The 24,418-nt window shown below is 67.0% G+C and carries 20 protein-coding genes and 1 pseudogene; 9 read left to right on the forward strand and 12 right to left on the reverse strand.

Features of this window, described 5'->3' with window-relative positions:
* Positions 1-156: 156 nt before the first annotated feature.
* Positions 157-414, forward strand: coding sequence for a hypothetical protein (locus HUA75_RS36695; RefSeq protein WP_141642103.1), 258 nt, complete (start codon positions 157-159; stop codon positions 412-414).
* A 96-nt stretch (positions 415-510) separates the two neighbouring features.
* On the opposite strand, the gene HUA75_RS36700 is transcribed toward HUA75_RS36695, so the two are convergent.
* Positions 511-1,005, reverse strand: a complete 495-nt coding sequence (locus tag HUA75_RS36700) for a DapH/DapD/GlmU-related protein (RefSeq protein WP_254627955.1) — start codon at positions 1,003-1,005, stop codon at positions 511-513.
* Between the two features lie 145 nt (positions 1,006-1,150).
* The gene (locus tag HUA75_RS36705) at positions 1,151-2,080 is read right to left on the reverse strand and encodes a LysR family transcriptional regulator (protein ID WP_254627956.1); all 930 of its coding nucleotides are present in this window, start codon (positions 2,078-2,080) and stop codon (positions 1,151-1,153) included.
* A gap of 48 nt (positions 2,081-2,128) precedes the next feature.
* Between HUA75_RS36705 and HUA75_RS36710 the strand changes: the two genes are divergently transcribed.
* On the forward strand, positions 2,129-2,998 hold the full coding sequence (locus tag HUA75_RS36710; RefSeq protein ID WP_174489054.1) for an aldo/keto reductase family oxidoreductase: 870 nt from the start codon (positions 2,129-2,131) through the stop codon (positions 2,996-2,998).
* 514 nt (positions 2,999-3,512) lie between these two features.
* Here HUA75_RS36710 and HUA75_RS36715 read toward each other — a convergent pair.
* Entirely contained in the window at positions 3,513-3,761 is a 249-nt protein-coding gene (locus tag HUA75_RS36715) for a hypothetical protein (protein ID WP_174489055.1), read from the reverse strand.
* 98 nt (positions 3,762-3,859) lie between these two features.
* Positions 3,860-7,891, reverse strand: coding sequence for a PPC domain-containing protein (locus tag HUA75_RS36720; protein ID WP_174489056.1), 4,032 nt, complete (start codon positions 7,889-7,891; stop codon positions 3,860-3,862).
* Between the two features lie 527 nt (positions 7,892-8,418).
* Between HUA75_RS36720 and HUA75_RS36725 the strand changes: the two genes are divergently transcribed.
* Both HUA75_RS36725 and HUA75_RS36730 read left to right on the forward strand, forming a co-directional pair.
* Positions 8,419-9,015 carry a carboxymuconolactone decarboxylase family protein gene (locus tag HUA75_RS36725; RefSeq protein ID WP_141642109.1) on the forward strand — a complete coding sequence of 199 codons (597 nt, stop codon included), beginning with the start codon at positions 8,419-8,421 and terminating at the stop codon, positions 9,013-9,015.
* Positions 9,012-9,986, forward strand: a complete 975-nt coding sequence (locus HUA75_RS36730) for an RNA polymerase sigma-70 factor (RefSeq protein ID WP_246137110.1) — start codon at positions 9,012-9,014, stop codon at positions 9,984-9,986. Before HUA75_RS36725 ends, HUA75_RS36730 begins: the two co-directional genes overlap by 4 nt.
* 58 nt (positions 9,987-10,044) lie before the next feature.
* Here the strand turns inward: HUA75_RS36730 and HUA75_RS36735 are convergent, their stop codons facing one another.
* Entirely contained in the window at positions 10,045-10,767 is a 723-nt protein-coding gene (locus HUA75_RS36735) for a hypothetical protein (RefSeq protein ID WP_141642110.1), read from the reverse strand.
* Between the two features lie 156 nt (positions 10,768-10,923).
* A pseudogene (locus tag HUA75_RS36740) lies at positions 10,924-11,505 on the reverse strand (LysR substrate-binding domain-containing protein); the annotation flags it as partial.
* Between the two features lie 133 nt (positions 11,506-11,638).
* Between HUA75_RS36740 and HUA75_RS36745 the strand changes: the two are divergent.
* Complete coding sequence (locus HUA75_RS36745) at positions 11,639-12,517, forward strand: aldo/keto reductase family oxidoreductase (protein WP_174489057.1); 879 nt, start codon at positions 11,639-11,641, stop codon at positions 12,515-12,517.
* Between the two features lie 100 nt (positions 12,518-12,617).
* Here the strand turns inward: HUA75_RS36745 and HUA75_RS36750 are convergent, their stop codons facing one another.
* The 4 genes from HUA75_RS36750 to HUA75_RS36765 all read right to left on the reverse strand — a co-directional run bounded on the left by HUA75_RS36750 (position 12,618) and on the right by HUA75_RS36765 (position 15,640).
* Positions 12,618-13,871, reverse strand: a complete 1,254-nt coding sequence (locus HUA75_RS36750) for a serine hydrolase (protein WP_174489118.1) — start codon at positions 13,869-13,871, stop codon at positions 12,618-12,620.
* A 251-nt stretch (positions 13,872-14,122) separates the two neighbouring features.
* A complete protein-coding gene (locus HUA75_RS36755; RefSeq protein ID WP_141642113.1) occupies positions 14,123-14,482 on the reverse strand; it encodes a DUF1048 domain-containing protein in 360 nt (119 codons plus the stop codon).
* Between the two features lies 1 nt (position 14,483).
* Positions 14,484-14,813 carry a PadR family transcriptional regulator gene (locus HUA75_RS36760; protein ID WP_174489058.1) on the reverse strand — a complete coding sequence of 110 codons (330 nt, stop codon included), beginning with the start codon at positions 14,811-14,813 and terminating at the stop codon, positions 14,484-14,486.
* A gap of 197 nt (positions 14,814-15,010) precedes the next feature.
* Positions 15,011-15,640: a DUF2306 domain-containing protein gene (locus tag HUA75_RS36765; protein WP_254627957.1), complete on the reverse strand. Its 630-nt coding sequence runs from the start codon at positions 15,638-15,640 to the stop codon at positions 15,011-15,013.
* A 275-nt stretch (positions 15,641-15,915) separates the two neighbouring features.
* Here HUA75_RS36765 and HUA75_RS36770 point away from each other — a divergent pair, with 275 nt between their 5' ends.
* From HUA75_RS36770 to HUA75_RS36780, 3 genes are all read left to right on the forward strand, one after another.
* Entirely contained in the window at positions 15,916-16,311 is a 396-nt protein-coding gene (locus HUA75_RS36770) for a hypothetical protein (protein ID WP_141642115.1), read from the forward strand.
* Positions 16,312-16,412: 101 nt separating this feature from the next.
* The gene (locus HUA75_RS36775; protein WP_174489059.1) at positions 16,413-16,946 is read left to right on the forward strand and encodes a GrpB family protein; all 534 of its coding nucleotides are present in this window, start codon (positions 16,413-16,415) and stop codon (positions 16,944-16,946) included.
* Positions 16,947-17,381: 435 nt separating this feature from the next.
* On the forward strand, positions 17,382-19,454 hold the full coding sequence (locus tag HUA75_RS36780; protein ID WP_174489060.1) for a glycoside hydrolase family 5 protein: 2,073 nt from the start codon (positions 17,382-17,384) through the stop codon (positions 19,452-19,454).
* A gap of 72 nt (positions 19,455-19,526) precedes the next feature.
* On the opposite strand, the gene HUA75_RS36785 is transcribed toward HUA75_RS36780, so the two are convergent.
* The gene (locus tag HUA75_RS36785) at positions 19,527-20,204 is read right to left on the reverse strand and encodes an FMN-dependent NADH-azoreductase (RefSeq protein ID WP_174489061.1); all 678 of its coding nucleotides are present in this window, start codon (positions 20,202-20,204) and stop codon (positions 19,527-19,529) included.
* A 143-nt stretch (positions 20,205-20,347) separates the two neighbouring features.
* Here HUA75_RS36785 and gcvA point away from each other — a divergent pair, with 143 nt between their 5' ends.
* On the forward strand, positions 20,348-21,298 hold the full coding sequence (gene gcvA, locus HUA75_RS36790; RefSeq protein WP_174489062.1) for a transcriptional regulator GcvA: 951 nt from the start codon (positions 20,348-20,350) through the stop codon (positions 21,296-21,298).
* Between the two features lie 97 nt (positions 21,299-21,395).
* On the opposite strand, the gene HUA75_RS36795 is transcribed toward gcvA, so the two are convergent.
* Entirely contained in the window at positions 21,396-24,362 is a 2,967-nt protein-coding gene (locus tag HUA75_RS36795; RefSeq protein ID WP_217446443.1) for an Ig-like domain-containing protein, read from the reverse strand.
* Between the last annotated feature and the right edge of the window lie 56 nt (positions 24,363-24,418).

Genomic DNA, 24,418 nt, shown 5'->3' on the forward strand with positions numbered 1-24,418 from the left:
TTCCGCGTGGACTCCGGGAGCACCTCCTGGAGTGCCGAGCCTCTGGCGTCAGCGGTGGAATGCTCTGACATTGCGCGCTGAGTCACGAGTTTATCGGGGATTCCAGAGAACGATGTATTGATATATGACAGGGCTGCAACCCCTCACGGAGGACGCATGCGCACGTTCCTGATTGGCGGTCTGTTGGCGATGGCGGTGGGCTGTGGCGGTCCCATGGAGCAGGAGCAAGAGGAGGAGTCGAACCTGGCCTCGGAGGAGGCGCCGCTCCCGAACTGCACCAACCTCCCGACCAGCGTCACCCGCTACTACAACGCGTCCCTCACGGCGGTCATCGGTGAGCGCGGGTGCTCCTGCGGGAGCTATGTCAACTGGGGACGGACGTCGAAGTACTACAACGTCCGCGACAACTGCTAGCAAGCCGCTGAAGCAGCCTGCGTTGGAGCGCTGACGGGCGCTGCTTCATGAGGCGGCGCCCACCGGCGGGTCCGAGCGCCCGAGCGCGCTCGTGACTCACCACCGTCGGCGAACGGTCGCCTTGGGGCCGGTCACCAGGCTCGCCGCGGGCACGTCTTCAACGACGACCGCCCCGGCCGCGACCACCGCGTCGCGCCCGATACGGACCCCGGGCATGATGGTCGCGCCCGCGCCGATCCACACGTTCTCCGCGACGTCGATGGGTGCGCCCGTGAGGTACAGCCGCCGCTCGCCAGGGTCGACCGGATGGCTGACGGTGATGAACGTGGCCTTCGGGCCGACCATCACACCTTCGCCCAGCCGGATGCCGGCGTAGTCGAGGAACGTGCAGCCCTGATTGATGAACACGCGCTCGGCAAGCTCCAGACGCAGGCCGTGGTCCGTGTAGAAGGGCGGATAGATTGTCACCCTCCCCGGGAGCGGCCGGCCCAGGATCTGCTCGAACAGCGCGGCCTTGCCCGCCTCGTCCTCGAAAGGCAGGACGTTGAGGCGCGACGTCAGCTCGGTGACCCGTCGCACCCGCTCGCTCATCGCCGTGAACTCAGGTCCGAGGGCCCTCTCCCCCTTCGCCAGGGACTCAGGACTATGGATCCGCATGAGCCGGTCAATGGGCATCCCACGAGCTTCTCTCGACCCCACACCCAGGTCCAGCGCTGAAACATTCCTTGGGAGTGCGTCAAGAAGGCGCGGGCACCTGCCTGGCGATATCGATGATCGCGGCGCGCACGAAGGCGCACGCCTCGTCCTCATCCAGCGCCGCGGGCCACAGCAGGTCCATGCCACCAGCAGGGTGCGCGAAGGGGAAGCGCGCGCTGCGAAGGTGCGGCCGCTGCCGCAGGACATGCGCCGCGAAGACATCGGGCAAGGTCGCTACCAACGGGCTTCCGTCAACGATGGCGCCTATCGCGCTGAAGCTCGCGACCGAGCAGCGGACGCGTCGCTCGACGCCGAACCGGTCCTCGACCGTGCCGCGCAGGTCGCCGTTGAAGGAGACGATGACGTGCTCCTGCGCGAGATACGCGCGCTTGCCAGGTCGCGCGCCGAGGTTCACGTGGCGCGGGTCGAACAGGCAGACGAAATGGCCGCGGATGAGCGGCATGCGCAGAATGGCTTGCGGCAGCTTGTCGATGACCGTGGCCGCGAGGTCGACGCGACGGGTCGCCAGCGCCTCGACCACCGTGCGGAACTGGACCGGCGTGCAGACGAGCCGCATGTTGGGCGCGTCGCGACCGAGCCGGCGCAGCAGCGGCGGCAACAGCCACTCGTCCGCGTAATCGGCGAGTCCGACGCGGATGATCCTCTCGCTCTTGCGTGGGTCAAAGCGCGCCGGTGCGAGCGAGGCCTGGAGCATCGCCTCGAGCAGAGGACGGACCTCGGTCACGAGACGTGCGGCACGGCTGGTCAAGATCGCGCCGCGACCGTGGCGCACGAGCATCGGCGTTTCCAGCGACTCGCTGAGCCGGGAGAGCGCCGCGCTCACCGCCGACTGCGTGAGGTAGAGCCGCGCGGCCGCCTTCGTGACCGAGCCCGCGTCGGCGACGGCGACGAGCACGCGCAGCAGGTTGAGGTCGAGATTCCTGGCACGAACAACGTTCATGATTGGCATGCATGCTATTTGCTAGTGTGAATCGGGGCCAGCGTTAGATTTACGCCCATGACGAACACAGACAGACTCGGCGGTCGATTCACGCTCCCCGGCACATCGATCACGGTGCACCGCATGGGCTACGGCGCCATGCAGCTCGCGGGCCCGCACGTCTGGGGACCGCCAAGCCATCCCGAAGCGGCCGCGGCGGTACTCCGCGAGGCGATCGCGCTCGGCATTGACCACATCGACACGAGCGACGCCTACGGGCCACACGTCACGAATCAGCTCATTCACGCCACGCTGCATCCGTATCCCAAGAACGTCGTGATCGTGTCGAAAGTGGGTGGGCGACGTGGCACGGACAGGTCGTGGCTCCCGGCGCTATCGCCCGCGGAGCTCCGCTCAGGCCTCCAGGACAACCTGCGCAACCTCGGGCTCGACGCAATCGACGTCGTGAACCTGCGCATGATGAGCATGACGCCCACGGAGGGCCCTCTCGACAAAGAACTCGCCGTCCTCATCGAGCTCAAGCGAGAGGGGCTCGTTCGACACATCGGCCTCAGCAACGTGACGGCGCGCCAGGTCGAGCAGGCGCAAGCGCTCACCGAAATCGTGTGCGTGCAGAACCACTACAACCTGGCGCATCGAGGAGACGACGCGCTCATCGACGCGCTGGCGAAGCAGGGCATCGCCTACGTGCCGTTCTTCCCGCTCGGTGGCTTCACGCCGCTCCAGTCCTCGACGCTGTCGGAAGTGTCGAACGAGCTGGGCGCGACGCCGATGCAGGTCGCACTCGCGTGGCTGCTGCACCGCGCGCCGAACATCCTGCTCATCCCGGGCACGTCGTCGGTCGCGCATCTGCGCGAGAACGTGGCCGCGGCATCACTCGTGCTGCCGGAGAAGAGCATCACCGCGCTCGACGGAATCGCGCGTTGACAGTGCCCTGCGCCGGCTCCGGCCACCCCGGGGGCAGGCCGTGAAGAAGCGTCGGCTCAGCGTCGCCCCGGCGGAAGCGCGTCTCCGGGAGGGGGTCCACCCGCCCTCCTGGAAAGGTCGCAGTCCTCGGGACAGTCGCAGCCGGTCTCCCGCGCGTCACATACGCCGTCGCCGCAGCGGCGACAGACGGGCTGGGCCGCCGTGCCGAACCGCGAGTCACACGTCCCCTCCTTCGACACGACGCCGCAGCGAGGGAGCAACCCGGGACAGCAGGCGGCGGGGCCCGCGATGGCTCCTTCTCCGGCACACGCCTCCTCGCCGCTCCACGCAGAGCAGAAGCGGGTGCCATCACAGTAGGCCGCCTCCCGGCAGTGCTGGGGAAACTCCCCGCATCGCTCCACGGGCAATCCCTCACACCACACATCCGGGCGCGACTCCCGAGGCAGCCACTCCGTCGGCGCGGCCGGCACACCGACCCAGAGCACCACGGCGCCAACGGCGCTCCCCACGAGCATCATGAGCACGACCACGAGGAGGTGGTGCCCGGGAGATTGCGTGGCTCGCCCCGGGCGAGCAGAGACGTAAGCCCCGCCGCGTCACCGGAGGAGACGGCCTTCATCACCGCCGATTCCTCGACCTCATCGCCGGGGACCGGCTCCGGCGCCCGGTCACATCCCGACGCGAGCAGCACCCCCGCGGTGATGGCCAGGGAGCCCAGGACTCCACGGAGCCCCACGACCCACGTCTGACATTCAGGAGCCATGACTCCCATTCAACCCAGAGAAACCCCTGGATGGGAAGCCGGCGCCACCCCGAGGCTTCCGTGAGACAGCGCTCACGGAAGCCCGGGATGAGGGGCCGCTACCGGAAGTTGGGCAGCACCCACAAGTTGTAGCTGTTGGCGGTGAGGGTGAGGCTGACGAAGTACGTCCCCGGTTCGGGGTCGAAGATGGTGCAGGTCGAGTTCGGACTCGGGAAGGGATATGCGCAGTCGCGCTCCGTCGCCGTCGGCGGCGCATCCTTGCGCACCGCGAGGCTCAGGTTCCCGTAGTAGGAGCCCGTCTCGCCCGTGGTGCGATAGCCCGTCGTCACCGTGAAGTAGTCGACGCCGTCGGGAACGACAATCTTGTAGGTGCGCACCACGCCCTCGGAGCCGCTGACTCCGTAGAAGTAGTCCTGGTTGAGCAGCAGCGGGGCCTGGTCCAGACGGGGGCCATGGAAGGCCCCGACACGGACGTGGCTGAAGGACGTGGTGGCGCTCAGCACGCGGGCATACCAGGGACCCTCGGCGGGATTTTCGAGGGTGCAGCGCACGGAGCCCTTGGCCAGGTAGGCACAGCGCGGGCTCGCGGCGGTGGGCAGGGTGCCACGCTCGACGCGGACATCGAAATGCTCATACGTCGAGGTCGTGTCGTAGCGCAGCTCGAACGAATACATGGCCGCGTTGGCGGGCACGTCCAGGTGGAAGTATTGCGTCTTGCCCGCGTCGAACTGGAGGTTGGTCGCGGGGATGCCATTGGCGAGCGGCGTCACCGTGTCCGCCTGGAAGTAGCCACCCGTGAGGGTGACGAACTCGTACGCCTCCGTCCCCGTCAACGTGACGAACCACGTCCCCGGCTGCGGGTTGGCGAACGTGCACTGCTTCAGGTTGCCCGGGCCCGTCGTCGCGCAGTCCAGCGTGGCGCCGTCCACGGCGCGGCCACCCCGCTTCACCTTCAGGTTCACGCTCCCCGTCCCATTCTCGGTGGCGAACCACAGCGTGCCCTGGGCGGGAGGAACCTCCAGCTTCCACTGCTTCTGCGAATACTTCGGCCCCTTCTGTCCCGACAGAGAGACATGGGAGGTCAGCGCGGGAAGATGCTCGCCCGGCGTCATCGCGTAGGAAGCGCGCAGGACGGGCACGGACGCGCCCACCTGGTCCCGCACCGCCACGTACCAGGTGCCGGGCTGGGGGTTGGTGATGGCGCAGGTCTCCTCGTTGCCAGGACTGTTCGTGGAGGCGCAATCGTAGGCACTCGGGTCGGCCAGCGAGCCGTGTTTCACATACAGGTCCGCGTTGCCGGTGCCCGAGTAGGGAGCGCCCGACAACTGGAAGAGCAGGTCCGTCGCGCCCACGGGCACTTCGAGTCGCCAGTGCCTCGTCGCGCCCTTCGCGCCGTTGAACGGCCACTCCTGGATGTCATTGGCCAGGGGCCGCACGTCTCGTCCCGTCGTCGTGAAGCGGACCGCGCCTTCGAAGCCCTCCGTCGTCGGGCCGGTGGAGCCGTAGATGCCGCCCTGAACGGTGAGGTACCAGGTGCCGGGGGCGGGGTTGGGGATGTCGCAGACGGAGGCGGGCCCGCAGTCGAAGAACACGCTGGCGGGGGAGGCCTCGTGCCGCAGCCACTGATAGGCATACGCCGCCTTGGGCGTGCGGCGGGCATTGAGCAGCTCCGTGAGCAGGTAGGCCTGGCCCTCTGGCACCTGGATGCGGAACGTCTGGAAGGACCTGGACGCGCCGGCGACGGGCACGGGGACGCCATCCACGAGGTCGGAGGTGGGCCCCCGCTCCAGGTGCTGCCAGTAGAACGACTCGGTCGTCTGGGGGTAGTCCGACGGGAACTCCAGCAGGGCGAACCAGTCCCCGGGCTGGGGCGAGGGGATGCTGCATTCCTGCCGGACATGGCCCGGCTTCACGGATGCGCAGTCGTAGTCAGAGGACGTCGGCAGACGGCCCTGGCGCACGTACAGCTTCGCCTCGGAGTTGCCCCCCGTGTAGGCGTTGAGGCCCGTGCTTCCAACGGGGACCTCCAGCTTGAAGTAGCGCCGGGGCGGCCAGTTGTTGACGGTGGCGCCGTAGCCCAGGTCCTGCGTCGTCTCGGGCGCGGTGTAGTCCGCGGTCAGCGTGGCGTCCGAGTAGGTCGAGCTTCCCTCCAGCCGGATGTACCAGGTGCCGCCCTCCGGACGCTCGATGTCGCAGTAGCCCGAGCAGTCGTAGCTGGTGGACGTGGGCGCGGAGCCCCGCTTCGCGTGGAGCCACGTCTTGCCCGTGCCGACCGTGGTCGAGACCCTGAGCCGCGTCTGGTTCGGCGGAACCTGGAACACGAACATCCGGTCCTCGGTGGGGCGGCCCGCGATGCCCGTCCGGGGCTCGCCCTTGCGCAGCTCCTCGGGCGGAGGGGGCTCGGCCGCGGTGTACTCGGCGGTGAACGAGACGCCCTGGTAGTAGGAGCCCGACTCGGGCCAGAAGAACCAGGTGCCCGGCTGCGGGTTCTCGATGATGCAGGGCCAGTTGAACAAGCTCGCGCACTCGGCGGTCGTGGTCGTCGGGATGCCGCCCAGCCTCGCGTAGGCGTGGGGGAAGCCCGTTCCGCCGGTGCCCCAGAAGGCCAGGCGCTTCTGCCCCGGGGGGACTTCCAGCGAGTAGTAGACGTAGTCCCGGGCTCCCGCGGTGACGGGGCCTGTCGGCTGGCCGCTCTGCAGGGCCGTGGTCTCGATGCGACCCCCGTAGGTGCCCACGAGGTCCAGCCCCGTGAAGGAGGAGTCAGGGATGATGTGGACGAACCACGGGCCCGCCTGGGGCTTGTCGAACTGGCATTGCTCCCGGCCCGTGCCGAACTCGGAGCAGTCGTACACACCGCCCGCGGGCTCACTGCCATGGCGGACATACATCCAGTACCGGCCGCTGAAGATGTAGGAGACCTCGATGGTGAGGCTGCCCGTGTCGGGGGGCACGTCGAGGCGGTAGACGAACGGACCGCCATCGCGGCTGTTGAGCTCGACGGGCACGGCATTGGTGAGCGGCAGCCCGATGGGGCCACCTCCCGTCGTCGTCACCAGCAGCGTGGCGCCGCTGAACGCCGAGTAGCCGTAGATGAGGATGTGGTAGGTGCCGGCCTGCGGGTTCGTCACCGAGCAGCTCTCCGTGTTCGTGCCGCTCCGGGAGACACAGGCGTAGGTCGCGGTCGTCGGGGCGCTCGCGCGCTTCAGGTAGAGGTCCGCGTCACCCGTGCCGCCCGCGAGGCCGACCTTGAGGAGGCTCTGCCCGGTGGGAATCTTCACCGTGAAGTAGAGCGAGCCACCCTTGGCGCCGGTGATGTTGGCCTGGGGCTGGCCCACGGAAATCAGCGTGGGGACCGCGACGGCCGCGCCCAGCAGGCTCACGTTGCTGAAGGTCGCGGCGCCGCGAACCAGGAGGTACCACGTGCCCACCTTGGGGTAGCTCACCGAGCAGCCCTCCGTGGTGCCGACGACGCGGGAGCGGCAGTCGTAGGTGGCCAGCGTCGGCGCGCTGCCGTGGCGCAGGTAGAGGTCCACGTCGCCCGTGCCGCCAGAGGTGGTCACCTCCAGGGAGGACTGCTGGGCGGGGACCTCCATCGTGTAGAGGAGCCAGTCGCCCACGGCCCCGGCGACCTTCACCACCTGATTGTCCGCGAGCGCCTTGGCGACGCCGGTGCCCGTGCCAAGGGGGGAATAGGTACCGGTGAGGCTCAGCCCGGAGAAGGCGCTGGTGGCCTTGATGAGGACGTACCACGTGCCCGAGGACAGCCGGCTGGCCACGGTGCAGCTTCCCGTGCTGCCCGAGGTCGTCGAGCTGCATTGGGCATTGGCGGGCGTGGGGGTGCCCCCAAAGTAGACGTACATGTCCGCGTTGCCGCTCGCGCCGGACATGGTGAACGTCACCACGTTCTGGTTGGCCGGGACGTCCAGCGTGTAGAGGAGCTCCGCGCCGGTGGCCGCGGAGAGACCGGTGACGGGCTGGCCGTTGACCAGCGTGCCGTTGACCAGGGCCTGGGCCTCACGCTCGGTGGAGGAAGGGATATCCGCGGTCGGTGCGTCGACCGATTCGGGCGCACAAGCACCCAACAGGAGCAGCGCTCCCGCGAGCAAGGAGAAGAGATGGCGACGATGCACGGAAACCTCGTGTCGTGAATGAAGGGCTCGCCGCGACGCCGGCCTGTCGCGCGATGCTGACCGTCAAACGCAACCTGGTGTCATTTGTCGCGTCATCTACAAATGGTTCACCGCGCCGTGCGCGACGCAAGGCGTGGGGTGGCATCCCAGGGCGCGACGACCCTTGGAGTCAGCTGCCCGAACCACCGGGAGTGGAATTCGCGCTGAAGCGTGGAAACGCGTGGGGATGCGGGGCGCATTGACGGGTCGCGGACGATTCTCGTCCACCCTACCCGCGCACACGCCCCCCCGCGTACCCGCGCTACTGCTCGACGGCCGGGAGGGCGTCTCCCATCTCGCCCAGGGAGTCAGCGAAGACCCAGAAATTGCAAACGCCCGCGCCCCTCATGACGTCTCAAGACGGGGGACGGAGGTCCGAGCCGAGGACCTCAGCCAGGGGGACGCGGATATCCGACCCCGGCTGTCACATGCCTCCGGCGACCGGTGTCTTCAGGCCGAAGAGCTCGGAACCGACACATGGAGAAGACATGACCTCGACCAGGATTCCCCCGAAGGAAATCACCGGACTCTACGGCGTGTTGGTGAAGAAGTTCGCCAGCAGGACCTTCGGTCAGGTCCCCGCGTCACTCGGCGTGATGTGGCACCACCTGCCGGTACTGAAGGCCAGCATGGGCTTCGGGCAGAAGCTCCAGAAATGGGACCAGTGCGACGAGGGCCTGAAGTCGTACGCACACATGGCGGTGGCGTCGATGGTGGGCTGCTCGTGGTGCCTGGATTTCAACTACTTCATGGCCCACAATCGTGGGTTGGACGTGGCCAAGGCGCGGGAGATACCGCGGTGGCGGGAGTCGGCCGTGTTCACCCCGCTGGAGCGCGAGGTGCTGGAGTATGCCGAGGCGATGAGCCAGACGCCCCCCACGGTGACCGATGAGCTGGTCGCGAGCCTGAGGACGCAGCTCGGTGCCGCGGCGCTCATCGAGCTCACCACGGTCATCGGGTTCGCCAACCTGACGACCCGCTCCAATACCGCCCTGGGCATCGAATCGGAGGGCTTCGCCGCCTCATGCGGGCTGAAGCCGATGGCCCAGCCGAGCACCCGGCTGCGGGAGGCGTCCGCGTCATGACGGCCCCGATGCGCCCGACGTCGCCGCGAGGCGAACCTCCTGGCGACGAAGCCTGCTCGCCCGACGCGGCGCGCGCTCCGCACGATGCGATGGGCGCGGAGGAACTCTTCCTCACCCACCGCGGCCTGCTCTTCACGGTCGCGTACGAGATGCTCGGCTCCGCGGCCGACGCCGAGGACGTCGTGCAGGAGGCCTGGCTGCGGTGGGCGGACATCGGTGACGCGGGTCGGGCCGAGGTGCGCGACTCGCGTTCCTATCTGGTCCGGGTCGTCACCCGGCAGGCACTCAACCGGCTGCGCACGCTCGCCCGCCGCAAGGAGGAGTACGTTGGCGCGTGGCTGCCCGAACCGCTGCTCACCAGCCCCGACGTCGCCAAGGACGTCGAGCTCGCGGAGAGCGTCTCCATCGCGATGCTCACCGTGCTGGAGACCCTCACTCCGGTCGAGCGGGCGGTGTTCGTGCTCCGGGAGGTCTTCGACGTGCCGTACGACGAGATTGCCCCAGCGCTCGACAAGACGCCCGCCGCCGTCCGGCAGATCGCGCACAGGGCGAGGGAGCACGTGGCCGCGCGCCGGCCCCGGATGCAGGTCGACCAGGAGGAGCAGCGGGCCGTCCTGGAGCGATTCCTGACGGCCATCCACTCCGGCGACCTGAAGGGGCTGCTCGACGTGCTCGCCCCCGACGTGGTGATGGTCGCCGACGGCGGCGGACTGGCGGCGGCGGTGCGGCACCCGATTGTCGGCGGCAATCGCGTGGCCGGGCTCCTGTCTCGCTTCCCCACGCTCGCGCCTGGCGCGCGGATCGCCACCGTGTGGCTCAACGGCGCCCTCGCGCTCCGGATTGACGCCGCCGGAGACTTCGACACAGCGGTCAGCGTTGTCGTCGAGAGCGGTCGAATCACCCGGCTCTATGCCATGCGCAATCCGCACAAGATGGCCCGGCTCGACAAGGAGGTGACGCTGAGCCGGTAGCGTGCGCGGCTCGGTTCCGCCCGAGGCGCGCTCGCCATCCCCTGAACGAAGCGACGGGTCAGGCAAAGAGCGGTCTACCCTCCTCCATGGCTTCGCGGATTTCACCCGCGCTGATGTCTTCTTCACCCTCGAGGAGCGATGGATGGAGGATGCCCTGGACCGAGCTCGCCTCCTTCGGTGAGAAACCGAAATAGCTCGGCTTCTTCACTTCCTTCCCCTCGTCCCGGGCCCGCTTTTCCTCCTCCTCCCCGTACCGCGAAAACGCGCGGTAGCTGCCCTTTCCAACGCGGAGCAGCCGCGCCTGTGGCTTCTGGCCAATCTCGAAGAGGCCATTCCCCGTAGCCTCGAGCCAGCTCCCGGCGATCAGCGCCTCCCTGATGGCGAAGTGCGAGGGCTTGCTGAGCGTGGTGACGAGCAGCCCCTCGACATGCATCGATTTGCCGACGTACAGCATCGCGTCCACGCCGACGATTGCGTTCTGACAGAAGATCGATCCTGTCACCAGGAGCGCACCGTTGAAGTCGCCCTGGATGAAGAAGAGCGGGCCGTTGACGGTGAGGTTACCGTCGATGACATGCAGCGTGACGTCCCCGTCGTCAGCCGCACCAAAACTCACGGGGCCGTCGATGACCACGTCGCCCTCGTGAACAAGGTAGTGTGCGGGGTCCTCGAAGAAGACCTCGCCGAGACCGTCCTCGCTGATGCCATTGAGCGTGTACTTCGCGCTCGCGTCCTCGAACGGGACCTCGCTCCACTCCAGTTCCTTGTTCTCGGTGAACATCGGTTCCTCTTTCAAGACGCGGTCGCGTCGGTATCAAAAGTCGCGCCCGACCGTACCAATCGGCGTTCGAGCCTGTCGAGAAAGCGACGGCGAATGAGCCTCGAAGCGAGTGCACGGTGACTGCCCGGAATCATCACGGCTGCGTCGGAATGCGCGTCATGACGGTGAGCGGCGCGCACGACGAGACGACGAGGCCTTGACGAAGTCGACGAACGCGCGGAGCGGAGCCGGCACGAGACGCCGTCCGGGGTAGTAGAGAAACGGCCCGGAGAAGGACTGCCACCAGGGTTCGAGGACGGGTTCAAGGTCCCCACTGTCCAGGTGCGGGCGCAGCCAGTCCTCGAAGAGGTACACGATGCCGCACCCAGCAACCGCCGCGTCGACGGCGAGGTCCGTCGCCCCTCCGACCTGCACAATCAACTGCCCCGCCGGCTCGACCCGGACGACCTCATCGCCCCGCTCGAACTCCCACGCCGTCATCGTCCCGCTCGCGAAGCGGCCGCGCAGACAGGCATGCTCGAGCAGCTCGCGAGGGTGCCGAGGCCGACCCCGGCGCTCGAGGTAGGCCGGGGATGCGGCGGCGGAGAAGCGCTGGACTCGCGGCCCGATGGGCACGGCGATCATGTCTTGCTCCAGCTTGTCGTCGTAGCGGATGCCGGCGTCGCACCCGGCGGCGAGCACGTCGACAAAGCTCTCGTCCGCAATCACCTCCAGCCGGACCTCTGGATAGGCCGCGAGGAAGGCAGGAAGGCTTTCAAATCACCCAGGTCGACTTTCATTGTTCGCCACTCCGCACAGCCCGTGCGGATTGTACCTGATTCTCTCCAGCCCGGCGACGACCTATCTCTGTCTCATCTTCAAAGGAGAGCGCATGTCCAGCATCAATCAGGTCGGAACGTTCAGCCTTGGCGACCGCCGCGTGAGGCGGCTCGGTTATGGCGCCATGCAACTCGCGGGGCCCGGTGTGTTCGGCCCGCCGAAGGACCGGGATGCGGCCCTTGCCGTGCTTCGTGAGGCAGTCGCTCGCGGAGTCGACCACATCGACACCAGTGACTTCTATGGCCCGCACATCACCAACCAGTTGATCCGGGAAGCGCTGCACCCCTATCGCGATGAGCTCACCCTCGTCACCAAGGTCGGCGCCCTGCGGGGCACGGATGGGTCCTGGCTCCCTGCCTTCTCGCGCGAAGAGCTGACCCAGGCGGTCCACGACAACCTCCGCAATCTGGGGCTGGAGCAGCTCGCCGTGGTCAACCTTCGCTGCATGTTCAGCGTGCATCACCCCGAGGAGGGTTCGCTGGAGGCGCCGCTCCGCGTGCTCGCGGACCTCCAGAAGCAAGGCCTGATTCGTCACATCGGCTTGAGCAATGTCACGCGCACGCAGGTCGCGGAAGGGCGGAGTATCTGCGACATTGTCTGTGTACAGAACCAATACAATCTGGCGCATCGAGGAGACGATGCGCTGATTGACGAACTCGCCCGCGATGGCATCGCCTATGTGCCATTCTTCCCGCTCGGCGGCTTCACCCCGCTGCAGTCATCGACCTTGTCCGAGGTCGCCGCGCGCCTCGCCGCCACGCCCATGCAGGTCGCACTCGCATGGCTCCTGCGTCGCTCGCCCAACATCCTCTTGATCCCCGGCACCGCGTCCATCGCGCACCTGAGGGAGAACCTCGCCGCCGCCGAACTCAGGCTGCCGGACGATACGGTCAGGGCCCTGGACACCGTGGCGAACATCGGCTCCGCCTGATTCGCTCGCGCAAACGGCTTGAGCCGGTTCGCGTCTGGCTGGCCACGGAGGACACTGGCGCGGCGCCAGGACAAGCCACGCTCGCGGGTCGAGCCGCGCCTCAACGTCGAGACCCGAGGCAGGCCGTGACCGCCGCGGCCAGGTTCGACGCTCGCGGTTCGCCAATCCGGAATGACCAGTGGTTCATGACGTAGCCGAAGCCGACACCCGCATCGGGGTCGGCGAAGCCCACCGAGCCACCGGAGCCGGGGTGACCGAACGACCCGGGCCCGACAAGGGGCATCGGCGGGCAGGCCCGCCAGAACCCGAGTGACATGTAGAAGGAGCGGTTGGCCGGGACGTCCAGTCCTGGCGGCAGCCCGTTCATCTTCGTCTTGTCGGTGTGGACGACGGTCATCTTCTCGACCGTCGCCGGAGTCAGCAGCCGCACGCCGTCGACCTCGCTCACCGTGGCCGCATACATCCGCGCCAGCGAGTGAGCGTCCGAGAACATGTTCCCGAACGGGAACTCAGCAGCGCGGAAGGCACGCGTGTTCATGTAGCCGCTGGTGTGGTCGAAAGCGCCGCCGAGCTGCCCAGCCCGTTCTTGCACGGAGCCCGGCCCCCACACTGCGCTCATCCAGGCGATGACCGTGTCCCTATCGAGGCCGGTGGTCTCGATCATCCCGGCGGTCAACTCCTCCATCGTGAACGGAGCGGCGTACTCGACCCGCGCCACCCTTCCCTCTTGCTCTTCGGGCAGCCCAATCCACGCGCTCAGCCCGAGCGGGGCGGCGACCTCGTCCGCGAAGAAGGTGCCGAGCGACTTGCCGGTGATCCGCCGCACGACCTCCCCGACCAGGAACCCGAAGGTCATGCCGTGGTAGACGTGCTCGGTGCCCGGCAGCCACTCCGGCTTCTGCGCCTCGAGCGCCCGGATGACCGGATGCCAGGCGCAGGCGTCCTCGAAGGTCAGCGGACCATCGACGACCGGCAGACCGGCCTGGTGTGAGAGCAGCCAGCGCACCGGGATATGCTCCTTGCCGGCGGCGCCGAACTCCGGCCAGTACTTGACCACCGGAGCGTCCAGATCGAGCTCGCCGCGCTGTGCCAGCAGATGGGCGCAGATCGCCGTAGCCCCCTTGGTCGTGGATGCGACCAACGCGATGGTGTCCTTGTTCCACGGACGCTTCGCCTCGCGCTCCGCGAGGCCGCCCCACAGGTCGACGACGGGACGGCCGTCCACGTAGACGCAGCATGCCGCGCCGACCTCGCCAGGGGTCCCCTCGAAGTTCGCCCGGAAGACATCCGCCACTTTCCCCCAGCCATCCTCGACGTGCCCCTGCACTACGGTTCCGCTTGTCGTGTCCAACATGACGCACTTCCTTTCGAGAGGGTCTGAAACGCATTGCTTGCGCAGCGCCGCGACACGACGCATGGAGTCGTGCTTCGCGAGCTGACGTCGCAAATCCGTTGCTGCTTGTGTTTCGAGCGCGCGGTGAGTCGTGATGACGCCAATGCCTGTCCGAGCACGGGCTCGACGGCCTTCTCGCTCGGCGTGGGTGCGCTGGCAGCGGCGAGGAAATCGTTACAAACGCAGCACGTGGATGACGTGCTGTATTGCCATCAAGCGCCCTTCGCCTCTTCTTCCGCGGCGCGCGCGATGGCGTCGGTCAGCCGTTCCCGCTCCCGGACAATCCACTGTCCCCTCGGATAGTTCAGGACGAAGGTCTCGATGAACTCCACGGGGTCTTCCCCGACAATCTGGCGGACGGGAGTCCGGTTCGCCGCGCTCTGTTCAAACAGGTCGACGAGGTCCACATAAATCGCGGTCCCGTCACCCCCCGTTCCAAAGTACATCAGGTAGCGCTCCAGGGCTTCGACCGCCGTGCGATAGCTCGGGGGAAGTTGTTTCGCGCGCGCCTTGTACTGTCGCCATTGCCTTTTGTCGCCGATCACCTTCGAGATAAGCATTGAGATGAACATGTCATCCGCCTCCTTTATGGAGTTGTTCGAGCCGTTCGGTGAGGAAGCTCCACGTCCGCCAGAACTCCTCGAGATAGGCCTGTCCCTGCGCGTTGAGTGAATACACCTTGCGCGGCGGCCCCTTCTCGGACGGGACCTTCTCCACGCCCACCAGGCCGCGCAGCTCGAACCGGACGAGCAGCGCATAGACGGTGCCCTCGGCGATGTCGGTGAAGCCCATCTCCCGCAACCGCACCGTGATTTCGTACCCGTACGCCGACCGCGCGGACAGGATCGCCAGGACGATGCCCTCCAGCGTGCCCTTGAGCATCTCCGTCATCTGCTTGCCCACGAACCGCTCCTCGAACTACTCAGTGGTACTGACTACCGGTACTTAGTACCACAGAATAGCGGGAATGCAAGCCCACCTTCCCGACCGGTCGCCGCACGCCTTCATGCGAGGGCCCGCTCATGACGCTCAAGCTTCGGCTGTATGGCCTTGCCAATTTCGACCTGTTGCGTCGCGCACCGTCTGAACAGGGGATCACTTCACGAAGCCACGAGCTCGCGCGCCTGGAGCCGTCTGCGCGAGATGAGGTAGGCCACGCCGAGGTTGGGGACCCAGCAGAGCCAGGCGACGGTTCTATAGGCCGACATGAAGTCGCCCAGGGTGGGAATCAGGATGGGCATCCAGAGCCTCAGCGTGACCGCCCCGAAGCAGGCGGCATAGCTGTAGGTCATCATGAGCCGGTGTTCCTCGATGCGCCGGCTCCTGATGAGCCGATAGGCGGAGACCGTCGTATAGAGCCAGACGAGGCCCAGGCTGACGAAGCCCGACGCGGCGATGACGCCACCGGTGGCGAAGAAGCCGACGTAGACCCCTGAGAGCCCGCTCAGGAGGGCCGCTCCGACGTAGAGCTTTCCAAGGAGCCGGTGTGCGCCTGGGCGCTTGAGTCGCAGTCTCTCGACGAACTGGGTCCAGCCGATGGCCAGCGCGAGTCCTCCCAGGGCGATGTGCGTGTAGAAGGCCGCGTTCCAGACGGGGTCGGCCAGGAGCGCGCTGCTCTTCAAGCCACGGATTCCGAAGTTCGAGGCCGCGAGGAAGTAGCTGCCGGGATAGAGGCCCACGGCCAGACAGAGGGCGGCGAAGAGGACCCAGCATGCCTTGCTTGCCATCATGGAGACTCGGGGTTCGGAGTGGGGAGGCACGGTGCGGGAGATGAAACACCAGAACCCCCCGTGCCGTGCTCCTCGGACCGGCTCCTCGGGTTCGAATCCCGTCGGGGCAACCTGGCAAGCCCCGCAACCTCAAGGAGTTGCTGGGCTTTTCCTGGGCCCCCGGTTCCACCTGTGCCCTCGGCGTGCCCCTCTGGCACCTCTCGCCGGGAGGGGCACGGTCGTTTTCATGCAACGGTGTCGCCCGGCCTGTCTCTTCCCGTCAGGAGGGGGCGTTCATGCCCCCCATGACTCCTCGGGGCGACGACATGAAGGCGACGACGCGGTACCTGGTGCTTCTCTCCATGCTGGTGGTGGGCTGTGGCGGCTCGAACAAAGACGATGGGGACGATGACACCCAGTCATTCCCAGAGACCCTGGAGTGTGGCGACACCAGTTGCAAGCGCGCCACGCAATACTGCGCGACCATCGTCACGGCGGAGACGACCCACATGTGTCTGAACAAGAAGGAGAGCTGCAAGGGTTGCGACTGCGTGAACCTGGACACAGACCTCACCGCCCAGACCGGGCGCCAGGACTGCACCGCGACCGCCCGGCTCGATGTGTACTTCTCCTGTGCCTATTACGATGATGTGGACTACATCAAGACCTCCTGCACCGTACGCGCGCGCTGAGAGCATCAGACGGATACACAGGGAAGAGGCCCGTCCCCGACGACATCTTCTTCGTTGGGGAGCTCGCGTAGACGACCACGAGCCGCGAGTAGGAGAACAACGTGCCTCCACCGATTCAAGTCACCTTGGTTCCCCATGACCCGCGCTGGGCAGAAGCCGCCGCCGCGGAGGCCAGGTCCCTCGCGGACGCGCTAGGCCCCGTCGTTCTGCGGGTCCATCACGTCGGCTCGACGGCCATCCCTGGCATCTCCGCGAAGCCCATCCTCGACCTCATCCCCGTGGTCACGTCGGTGGACGAGCTCGACAAGCACCAGGGCGCGCTCCAGGCGCTCGGCTATGCGGTGTGGGGAGAGCTCGGTCTCCCAGGCCGGCGCTACTGCACGAAGGACGACCCGAGGACCCGAGAGCGCCTCGTCCAACTCCACTGCTATGCCGACGGCTCTCGGGAGATCTCTCGGCACCTCGCGTTCCGCGACTACCTGCGTGAACGGCCGAGCGTCGCCCGCGACTACGACGACGAGAAGGCGCGATGTCAGCGCCTTCATCCAAACGACTCGCACGCCTACAGCGATTGCAAGAACGCCTGGATCAAGCGCATCGAGGCCGAGGCGCTCGCCGTCTACCAGACGTGCTGAACGACGCGGGGCCTCACGAATCACACGACCGCGAGGGTCATGAGTTCGGCGGGGAACGCCTCGGCCTCCTCGCCAAAGGAAGACCCTCTTGGGTTGACCTCCGAGTGGCGTCCTTCGCCCTCCTTCGCTCCTGCTCGCCTTTTACACACGGATAGGAACACGACCCCGCCGCAGGGCCGGCGACAACTACGACGATGTGAACGCGTTCGTCAGGTTGCGCCCGTCGGAGAGCAATAGTTGTCATCAAATGGAACGAGCAGTTGCCGCTGAAGCGGTGGTCGTTAAATCATGCGCCAACTCCAGGGGGCCAGCATGGGACGACCATCGGTTTCGCGAAAGTGTTTGTACGTTCTTCTGGGAAGTATCTTCACCCTTGGCGCGGCATGTGCTCCGCCTTCGAGCGAAGAAGCAGGCCTGACCGCAAGCGACCTGCTGATGGAAGCACCCGCTTCGAGCACGGACAGGCTGTTGCTCCTGCCAGCGCTGAACACCTCCTACCAGACGGTGTTGTATGACGATGCCGTCACGCCAGGTTGGGATGCCGGCTACAGTTGGGGCAACGTCTCCCATGGTTCGACGACGAGCATCAAGGCCTACGGCGCTTCGTCGATGCAGGTCACCTCCGCCGCCGACAGCGCCCTTGCGTTGGGAGCTGACGGTCAGTCGTTCTCGACCAATACCTACACGACGGTGAGCTTCGCCATCCATCCGGGCACCGCGAACCTGACGGCAATCAAGAACCTCAAGCTCATCGTGAGCCAGGAGGGCGTTGATGGAAACGCGGGCGTCACCATCGGCAACTACGCCAGCCCGAGCTTCGACGCCCTGGGCGCGGGTGAATGGACTCGCGTCACCATCCCGATGAGCGCGCTCAAGGGCTCGCTGACCACCTTCAACAAACTCACGCTCATGGCGCAGACCGCGGTCACCTACGGCATCGATGGCATCGCCATCGAGATTCCGCGGCTGCCCGCGCTCGACACCTCCACCATGACGGTCCTGTATAACGATGCGGTCGCGTCCGGCTGGAGCACCGGCTACAGCTGGGGCGGCACCACGCTCGCACCCGACACGGCCAGCAAGGCCTATGGCACCACGTCCATGAAGGTGACGGCGCCAGCCAACAGTGCCCTGGCCTTGGGCGCGGTCGGCGCCAGCCTTCAGGTCGCCAACCACGTCGCCGTGAGCTTCGCCATCAACCCAGGCACTTCAAACCTCACGGCCATCCAGGCCCTCAAGGTCATCGTGAGCCAGGAGGGTGTCGACGGGAATGCGGGTGTCGCCATCAGCGCCTACGCGAATCCGAGCCTGGGTTCCCTGCCGCCGGGGCACTGGACGCGCGTCAGAATCCCGATGAGCGCGCTCAAGGGAGCGCTGACGACCTTCAACAAGCTCACCATCCAGAGCACCACGGCGGTGGTCTACGGGGTCGACGGAATCGTCCTGGAGAATGACACCACGAATCCGCCGACCGGCCTGGGGAAGACCTATCCCACTGGCGTGGCCTATCGCGGAATCAACCGCGCCGGGATGGAGTACGGCAACGACTGGGGCGGCTGGACCGGCCAGACCTTTTACGAGATGCCGTCGTCGACCCAGATCACCGCGGAGCTCGCATATTACAAGGGCAAGGGCTTCAACCTGATTCGCCTGCCAATCTCCTGGGAGCGCCTCCAGCACACGCTCCTGGGCCCGCTGAATACGGCGTATTCGAACGGCATGATGAATTACATCAACCTGGCGACGGCCCAGGGCTTCACCCTTGTGCTCGACCTGCACAACTACAATCGTTATGCGACGGGTGCGTTCGATGGCGCGGGAAATCAGACGGGGAACTACGTCCAACGCGTCATCGGAGACGGGACGCTGACCGTGAACCATCTCGCCGACGTCTGGACGAAGCTCGCGAATCTGGTGAAGACGAACCCCAAGGTCATCCTGAACCTCATGAACGAGCCGCATGATCTCCCGATGACGTCGACCACCTGGTTCGCCGGGATTCAGACGGTCATGAACGCCGTGCGCGCGACGGGTTCAACCCAGTTGATCCTGGTTCCCAACACGCGCGCATCGGACGTGGGGCACTGGCACACCTGGGCTCCGGGCGGAGGTCCGCTCGACTCGGTCGCGGCCCTCTCCATCACGGACAGCGCCAACAACTACGCCTTCGACATGCATTCGTATTACCCGGAAGGCTACGGCAGCAATGATGAGTCGTCCTACGGCGCACAGCTCACGGCGGTCACCCACTGGGCGAGAACCCACGGCAAGAAGCTGTTCCTTTCCGAGATGGGGATAGGAATCCACGAGTCTTTCGCGCAGCCCCAGATTACGAACGCGCTCACGTTCATGAACAACAACAGCGACGTGTGGATCGGTTGGTCTCCGTGGGATTTGACCCACTGGCAGCTCACCACCAACAATCATACGGCCGACTACACGACCAACGGCATCACGCCCATCAACTGGTACTCCGCCTTCTTGACCGCGAACTTCCTCGCGTTGTGAGCAGAGGCATCGAGACGGCGGGGCCTGTGAATGGTCCCGCCGGACTCGATGCGGAAGCCCGGCGAACCTCCGTCACTGTGCGAGGCGCAGCAGCCGGGCCACGAGGACATCGACTTGTTCCTCCGCGTGGGCGATGGAGCGCTCGAGCCGCTCACCGCCATACTCGTCGTATTCGACCGCCACGGAGTCCATGTCCGTGATGCCGATGTAGCCGAACGCGGTGCGGATGCTCGGCTCGACATGGTTCATGGCCTCGAGTCGTTCGCCGCGGCCATAGCCGAAGTCGCCGCGCGAGCTCAGGATGACGAGCTTCTTGCGCGCTTCGGTCAGCAGGGGCCAGTAGGGCTCGCCGGGCCGTGAGCGGTCGAACCCGAAGGTGCGGCCCACTCGGATGATGTTGTCGATGTACGCCTTGAACTGCGCCGGCACGTTGAAGTTGTACATGGGCACGCCCGCGACGATGAGGTCCGCGTCGAGCAGCTCATCCACCAGCGCGTCGCTCTCCGCGAGCACGTCCGTCATCCACGGTTCCCGCTTCGCGGGAGCAGTGAACGCCGCGTGAATCCACCGTCCCGTCACGGGAGTGGGAGGTGCCTGCCCGACGTCCCGGTAGACGGCCGTGTCGCCCGGACGGCTTGCCCGCCAGCGCGCGACGAAGCGGGAGGACAGCCGGCGCGTATGTGAGCCATGAGGCACCTGCTCGGACCCACCCGGGCGAGCGCTCGAATCGAGATGAAGGATTTTGACCATGGGGTGTCTCCAATAGGGTTCCGGTTGAGTCGCGCTCATCCATGGCGCGGACCGGACACGAAGAGAGATAGAGGCTGGTCACTCCCCTGACAAACGCGTATTCCTCAGGCGATGGCTGAGCCTGATTCATCCATGGGTGCTTCATGAGGGACCTCCCACCGCTGTCGGCGCTTCGGGCCTTCGAGGCGGCCGCACGGCATCTCAGCTTCAAGAACGCCGCGGACGAGCTCGCGGTGACCCCCACGGCCATCAGCCACCAGGTCCGTCAGCTGGAGGAGTGGCTCGGGCTGCGGCTCTTCGAACGGCACATCCGTCGCGTGGTCCTGACGAAAGAGGGGGCGGAGCTCTTCCCGTCGCTGAGGGAGGGCTTTGACACCATGGTCCGTGGGGTCGAAGCGCTCAGGACGCCCTCCGCCCAGGAGCTCCTCACGCTCTCGTCCACGGTCGCCTTCACGTCGAAGTGGTTGGTGCCGCGCGTGCCCGCGTTCCGGGCCGCGTGCCCTGGCCTGGACCTGCGGCTTCATGCCTCCGATGAGACCGTGGACTTGCGGGCGGGAGGAGTGGACCTGGCCATCCGCTATGGCCGGGGGGCGCATGCGGGGCTGCGCTCGGAGTTGCTGTTTCAGGACCGCTTCGCGCCTGTGTGCAGTCCGCGCTTGGGGGTGCGCGGACGGGAGGACCTCGGCCACCATCCACTCATCCACTTCGAGTGGCACCGCGTCGAGGATGCGACTCCGACCTGGAACCGGTGGTTCGCCAGCGCGGGCGGACGGTACCGCGCCCCGAACGGCGAGCTGCGATTCTCCGACGAGTCTCACGCCATCCAGGCGGCTGTCGCGGGGCAGGGCATCGCGCTCGTCAGCCTCGTGCTCGTGGCGGAGGAGCTGGCCAGCGGGGCGCTCGTGCAGCCATTCGGGCCGGAGCTGGAGGGCTTCGCGTATCACCTCGTCTACCTGGACACGCCACGCCACGCCGAGCGGTTGGGCCCCTTGCGTCAGTGGTTGCTCGCCGAAGCGAAGGTGCTCGAGGCGCGGGCGTCCGGAGTTCGGCGCCCGGCACGCACGCGGAAGCCGGGCACCTCCCGCCGGCGCTGAGTCCTCGTCAGACCTTCTCCTGCCAGAGGAACCCATGTTCACCACAAGTCCTCCGCCCCGGGGAGTCCCGGGGCAAGAGGCAAGCACCCAGGCGGGCCTACTCGAAGACGGCCGAGAGCAGGGTATCGGTGCCCGCGTCCAGGTCCTGGCGAGGCCAGACGACGACGGCGTTCCCGAGAGGGCTGGTTGCCACCTCGATATTCCCGAGGTACCCCTTCACGGTGGCGACATCGAGCCGCTGGGCGGAGGACCAGCCCGAGCCGGGCACGAAGCGTCGAGCCCAGACGGCCGTGACCGAGCCCTCGGTGCGGCCATAGACAACCGTGGCCGTGCCCGAGGGTGAGACGTGGAGGGCCTTGCCCCCTCCGTAGTCCGTCGCGAGTTGCTGGAGCGGCTGCCAGCCCGAGCCCTTCACGTAACGAGCACACCACAGCCCCCACTCGGAGCCGGGGCCATTCTGGCTCCAGACGACAAACGCATTGCCGTTCGCGTCCGCGCCCACCCGCGGCTCACCATTGACGCTCCCCTGCGAGTGGAGGGGCACCTCCTCGTCGCTGAAGCCAGAATTGAGACTGAAGGAGTTCGCGTACAGCCGGTAGTTGTCGAGGTGCCAGCGAATCCAGACGGCAAGGCCTGTCCCATCCGGGTTCAGGGCCATTTGAGGATAGCGGCCTCCGATGCTTTCGCCACGCGCCGGCACGCTCCAGCCCCCTGCTCCCTGGCGCGAGTACTGGAGAGGGCCGTTGATATCCGACCACGCCAACACCCCGTTCCCGCGCGAATCCACCCCGACGTCATAGCCGTCCACCGAATAGTCCCAGTTCGAGTCGTCGAGGGTGCGCACGAGGACCGGCGTGCCCCAGCCCGAACTCCCGGCGTACGGCTGCACCCACAGGAAGGACTGCGTGGAATTCTCCTCGACCCAGGCAGCGAGGGCCCCCTGATTGGGAGCTGTCATCACGCGGGGGGCCATCACCTTCAGCCCCGTGTTCGCGCCAAGCAATCGCGGCACACTCCAGCTCTGGACGGCGCTGTCGGAGCCCGTGGCGAGGATGCCGTAGGCCCTGCGGGCGCTGAAATCCCCCGTCGGCAACGCCTCCACCACGGCAAGAGGGGTGCCGTTGGACAGGGTCGTGAGCGCGCCCGGTTTGGGAAGTGAAGTGTCGATGGTCCCCGTTCCCACGACCTGGTCCGCCTCCCAGGCCGCGCCTGGCTTGTGGCGCCGCGCCCGGAGCCCCTCGTTGGCATACAGGACCGTCGCCACGCCAGCGGAGTCCATCGTGAGCACGGGGGAAGGGACCTTGCGGTTCGAGTTGCTCGAGATGAGCAGCGGGGCGCCCCACTGGGCCGCACGGACCGAGTAGTCCCAGGCGTGGGAGGGCGTCATCGCGTTGCCAGCGAGGTCTTTCACCCCGTTGAGGGCGACGCTCACCTGCGCACCGAAGGCCGGCCGCTGCGTCAGCGTCAGCGCAAGCGTGCACTTTCCCGCCGCGCAGCTCACCGCGCCTCCGGACAACTCCATCCCGTTTGCCGTGACGTGGAACGAGGTCGGCGTCACGCTGGCGGTGTCGAGGGTCGTCTCGCTGAACGACACCTCGATGGCGGTCCAGGGCGAGGCCGTGACCGAGGACGCGGCGGGCGTGGCGGACACCACGCGCGGCGGCGTGACGTCCACGATGAAGCCATTCGACATCTTCCAGCCCGACGTGTTCCCAGCGGCATCCACGGCACGCACGCAACTGGAGTAGCGCTGCTCGGCCAGGGTGAGCACCGTGAGCTCCGCGGACGAAGTGGCGCCCACGTCCTGGATGCTGCTCGCGTTGCCGGGGCACCCCGCGGTGGACGTCACGGCGAGTTCGTAGCGCCGGATGCCCACGGAGTCGGTGAAGCCGGACCAGCGAGCCGCGACGCGCGTGTTGCTGTTCTGATACTCGAGCTCCGCGCCGGCAAGGCCGTCCATCACCGTGGCGGCCAGCTCGGAGGGCGCCGTGCTGTCCTCGACGAACGTCAGCGCCGCGGAGCAGGCGGAGACGTTCCCGACCGCGTCCGTGGCCTGGGCCACATACGTCGACGTGCTGTTGTCGGCCACGGAGAGCGACAGGGAGACCTGCCCCTGGTTGTCGGCGGCGCGCGAGGCGAACTCCTCTCCAAGGCACGTCGTGCCCGCGAAGAAGCGCACCGCGGCCCCCGGCTCGGTGGTGACCTGGAGGACCGGAACGTTGTGGTTGGCGGGAGCAACGGGGGTGGTGGCGAGCGCTGGAGTCGCGGGCGGCGTGCTGTCCTCGCGGTAGCTGGGGCCCACGGTGCAGGCCGAGGAGTTGCCCGCCGCATCGGAGGTGGTCACGTAGGTGGCCGTGACGGTGTCATCAGGGACGGACATGCGAACGGAGAACGTGCCGGCCGCGTCCGCCACCTGGCTGTCGATGGGCGTGCCTGAGCAGGTTCCATCGAAGTAGAGCCGGACGGTGGCTCCCGACTCCGTGCTGCCAATGAGGCGCGGAGTGTTGTCGTTGGCGGTTTCCGAGGGCGACAGCCGGAGGCCCGAGAGCGCAGGCGGAGTGCTGTCCTCGCGGTAGGTCACGCCTTGAGGCGAACACGCGGAGACGTTCCCGGCCCGGTCGATGGCCAGACCATGGAAGGATGCCCATGCGTCGTCCAACACGCTCACGGGAATGGAGACATGTCCTTCGGCGTCCGCGGTGCCCTCGCCGGCAATGACACCGGAGCAGCCCGCGACGGTGAAGAGGCGCACTCGCGCCCCGGGCTCGGTCCTGGCCAGGATGTGCGGCACGTTGGCATTGGCGGGAGAGGCGGGCGCGGTCCCGATGAGCATCGGCGCGTCGGGAGGCGAGGTGTCCTCCAGAGGCCCTGCGTCCCCGAGGCCTGCATCCGTCGGGCCTGCGTCCGTCGGGCCTGCGTCCTTCTGCTCCGGTGTGCCGGAATCCCGCTCGGTGTGCGTCCCAGAATCCGTCGGCGTCGAGCCGTCAGGCAGCCCGTTGCCATTCCCCCCACAGGCAGCCAGCAGCCATCCACATACGACGGCGCCCACGAGCCCCTTCGACATCGCCATCCGTCTCATATGCTCTTTCAACGTGAGGTCCCCCATCGCGACCACGCGCC

Source organism: Myxococcus sp. CA040A, assembly GCF_013336725.1.
GTDB classification, from domain to species: domain Bacteria; phylum Myxococcota; class Myxococcia; order Myxococcales; family Myxococcaceae; genus Myxococcus; species Myxococcus llanfairpwllgwyngyllgogerychwyrndrobwllllantysiliogogogochensis.

Coding starts and splice junctions, on each gene's coding strand:
- HUA75_RS36730 (WP_246137110.1), top strand. CDS start 9,012: ATGACGGCCCCGATGCGCCCGACGTCGCCGCGAGGCGAACCTCCTGGC.
- HUA75_RS36725 (WP_141642109.1), top strand. CDS start 8,419: ATGACCTCGACCAGGATTCCCCCGAAGGAAATCACCGGACTCTACGGC.
- HUA75_RS36715 (WP_174489055.1), bottom strand. CDS start 3,761: ATGGCTCCTGAATGTCAGACGTGGGTCGTGGGGCTCCGTGGAGTCCTG.
- gcvA (WP_174489062.1), top strand. CDS start 20,348: ATGAGGGACCTCCCACCGCTGTCGGCGCTTCGGGCCTTCGAGGCGGCC.
- HUA75_RS36795 (WP_217446443.1), bottom strand. CDS start 24,362: ATGTCGAAGGGGCTCGTGGGCGCCGTCGTATGTGGATGGCTGCTGGCT.
- HUA75_RS36700 (WP_254627955.1), bottom strand. CDS start 1,005: ATGAGCGAGCGGGTGCGACGGGTCACCGAGCTGACGTCGCGCCTCAAC.
- HUA75_RS36755 (WP_141642113.1), bottom strand. CDS start 14,482: ATGTTCATCTCAATGCTTATCTCGAAGGTGATCGGCGACAAAAGGCAA.
- HUA75_RS36770 (WP_141642115.1), top strand. CDS start 15,916: ATGCCCCCCATGACTCCTCGGGGCGACGACATGAAGGCGACGACGCGG.
- HUA75_RS36705 (WP_254627956.1), bottom strand. CDS start 2,080: ATGCCAATCATGAACGTTGTTCGTGCCAGGAATCTCGACCTCAACCTG.
- HUA75_RS36750 (WP_174489118.1), bottom strand. CDS start 13,871: ATGTTGGACACGACAAGCGGAACCGTAGTGCAGGGGCACGTCGAGGAT.
- HUA75_RS36695 (WP_141642103.1), top strand. CDS start 157: ATGCGCACGTTCCTGATTGGCGGTCTGTTGGCGATGGCGGTGGGCTGT.
- HUA75_RS36785 (WP_174489061.1), bottom strand. CDS start 20,204: ATGGTCAAAATCCTTCATCTCGATTCGAGCGCTCGCCCGGGTGGGTCC.
- HUA75_RS36765 (WP_254627957.1), bottom strand. CDS start 15,640: ATGATGGCAAGCAAGGCATGCTGGGTCCTCTTCGCCGCCCTCTGTCTG.
- HUA75_RS36745 (WP_174489057.1), top strand. CDS start 11,639: ATGTCCAGCATCAATCAGGTCGGAACGTTCAGCCTTGGCGACCGCCGC.
- HUA75_RS36735 (WP_141642110.1), bottom strand. CDS start 10,767: ATGTTCACCGAGAACAAGGAACTGGAGTGGAGCGAGGTCCCGTTCGAG.
- HUA75_RS36710 (WP_174489054.1), top strand. CDS start 2,129: ATGACGAACACAGACAGACTCGGCGGTCGATTCACGCTCCCCGGCACA.
- HUA75_RS36780 (WP_174489060.1), top strand. CDS start 17,382: ATGGAAGCACCCGCTTCGAGCACGGACAGGCTGTTGCTCCTGCCAGCG.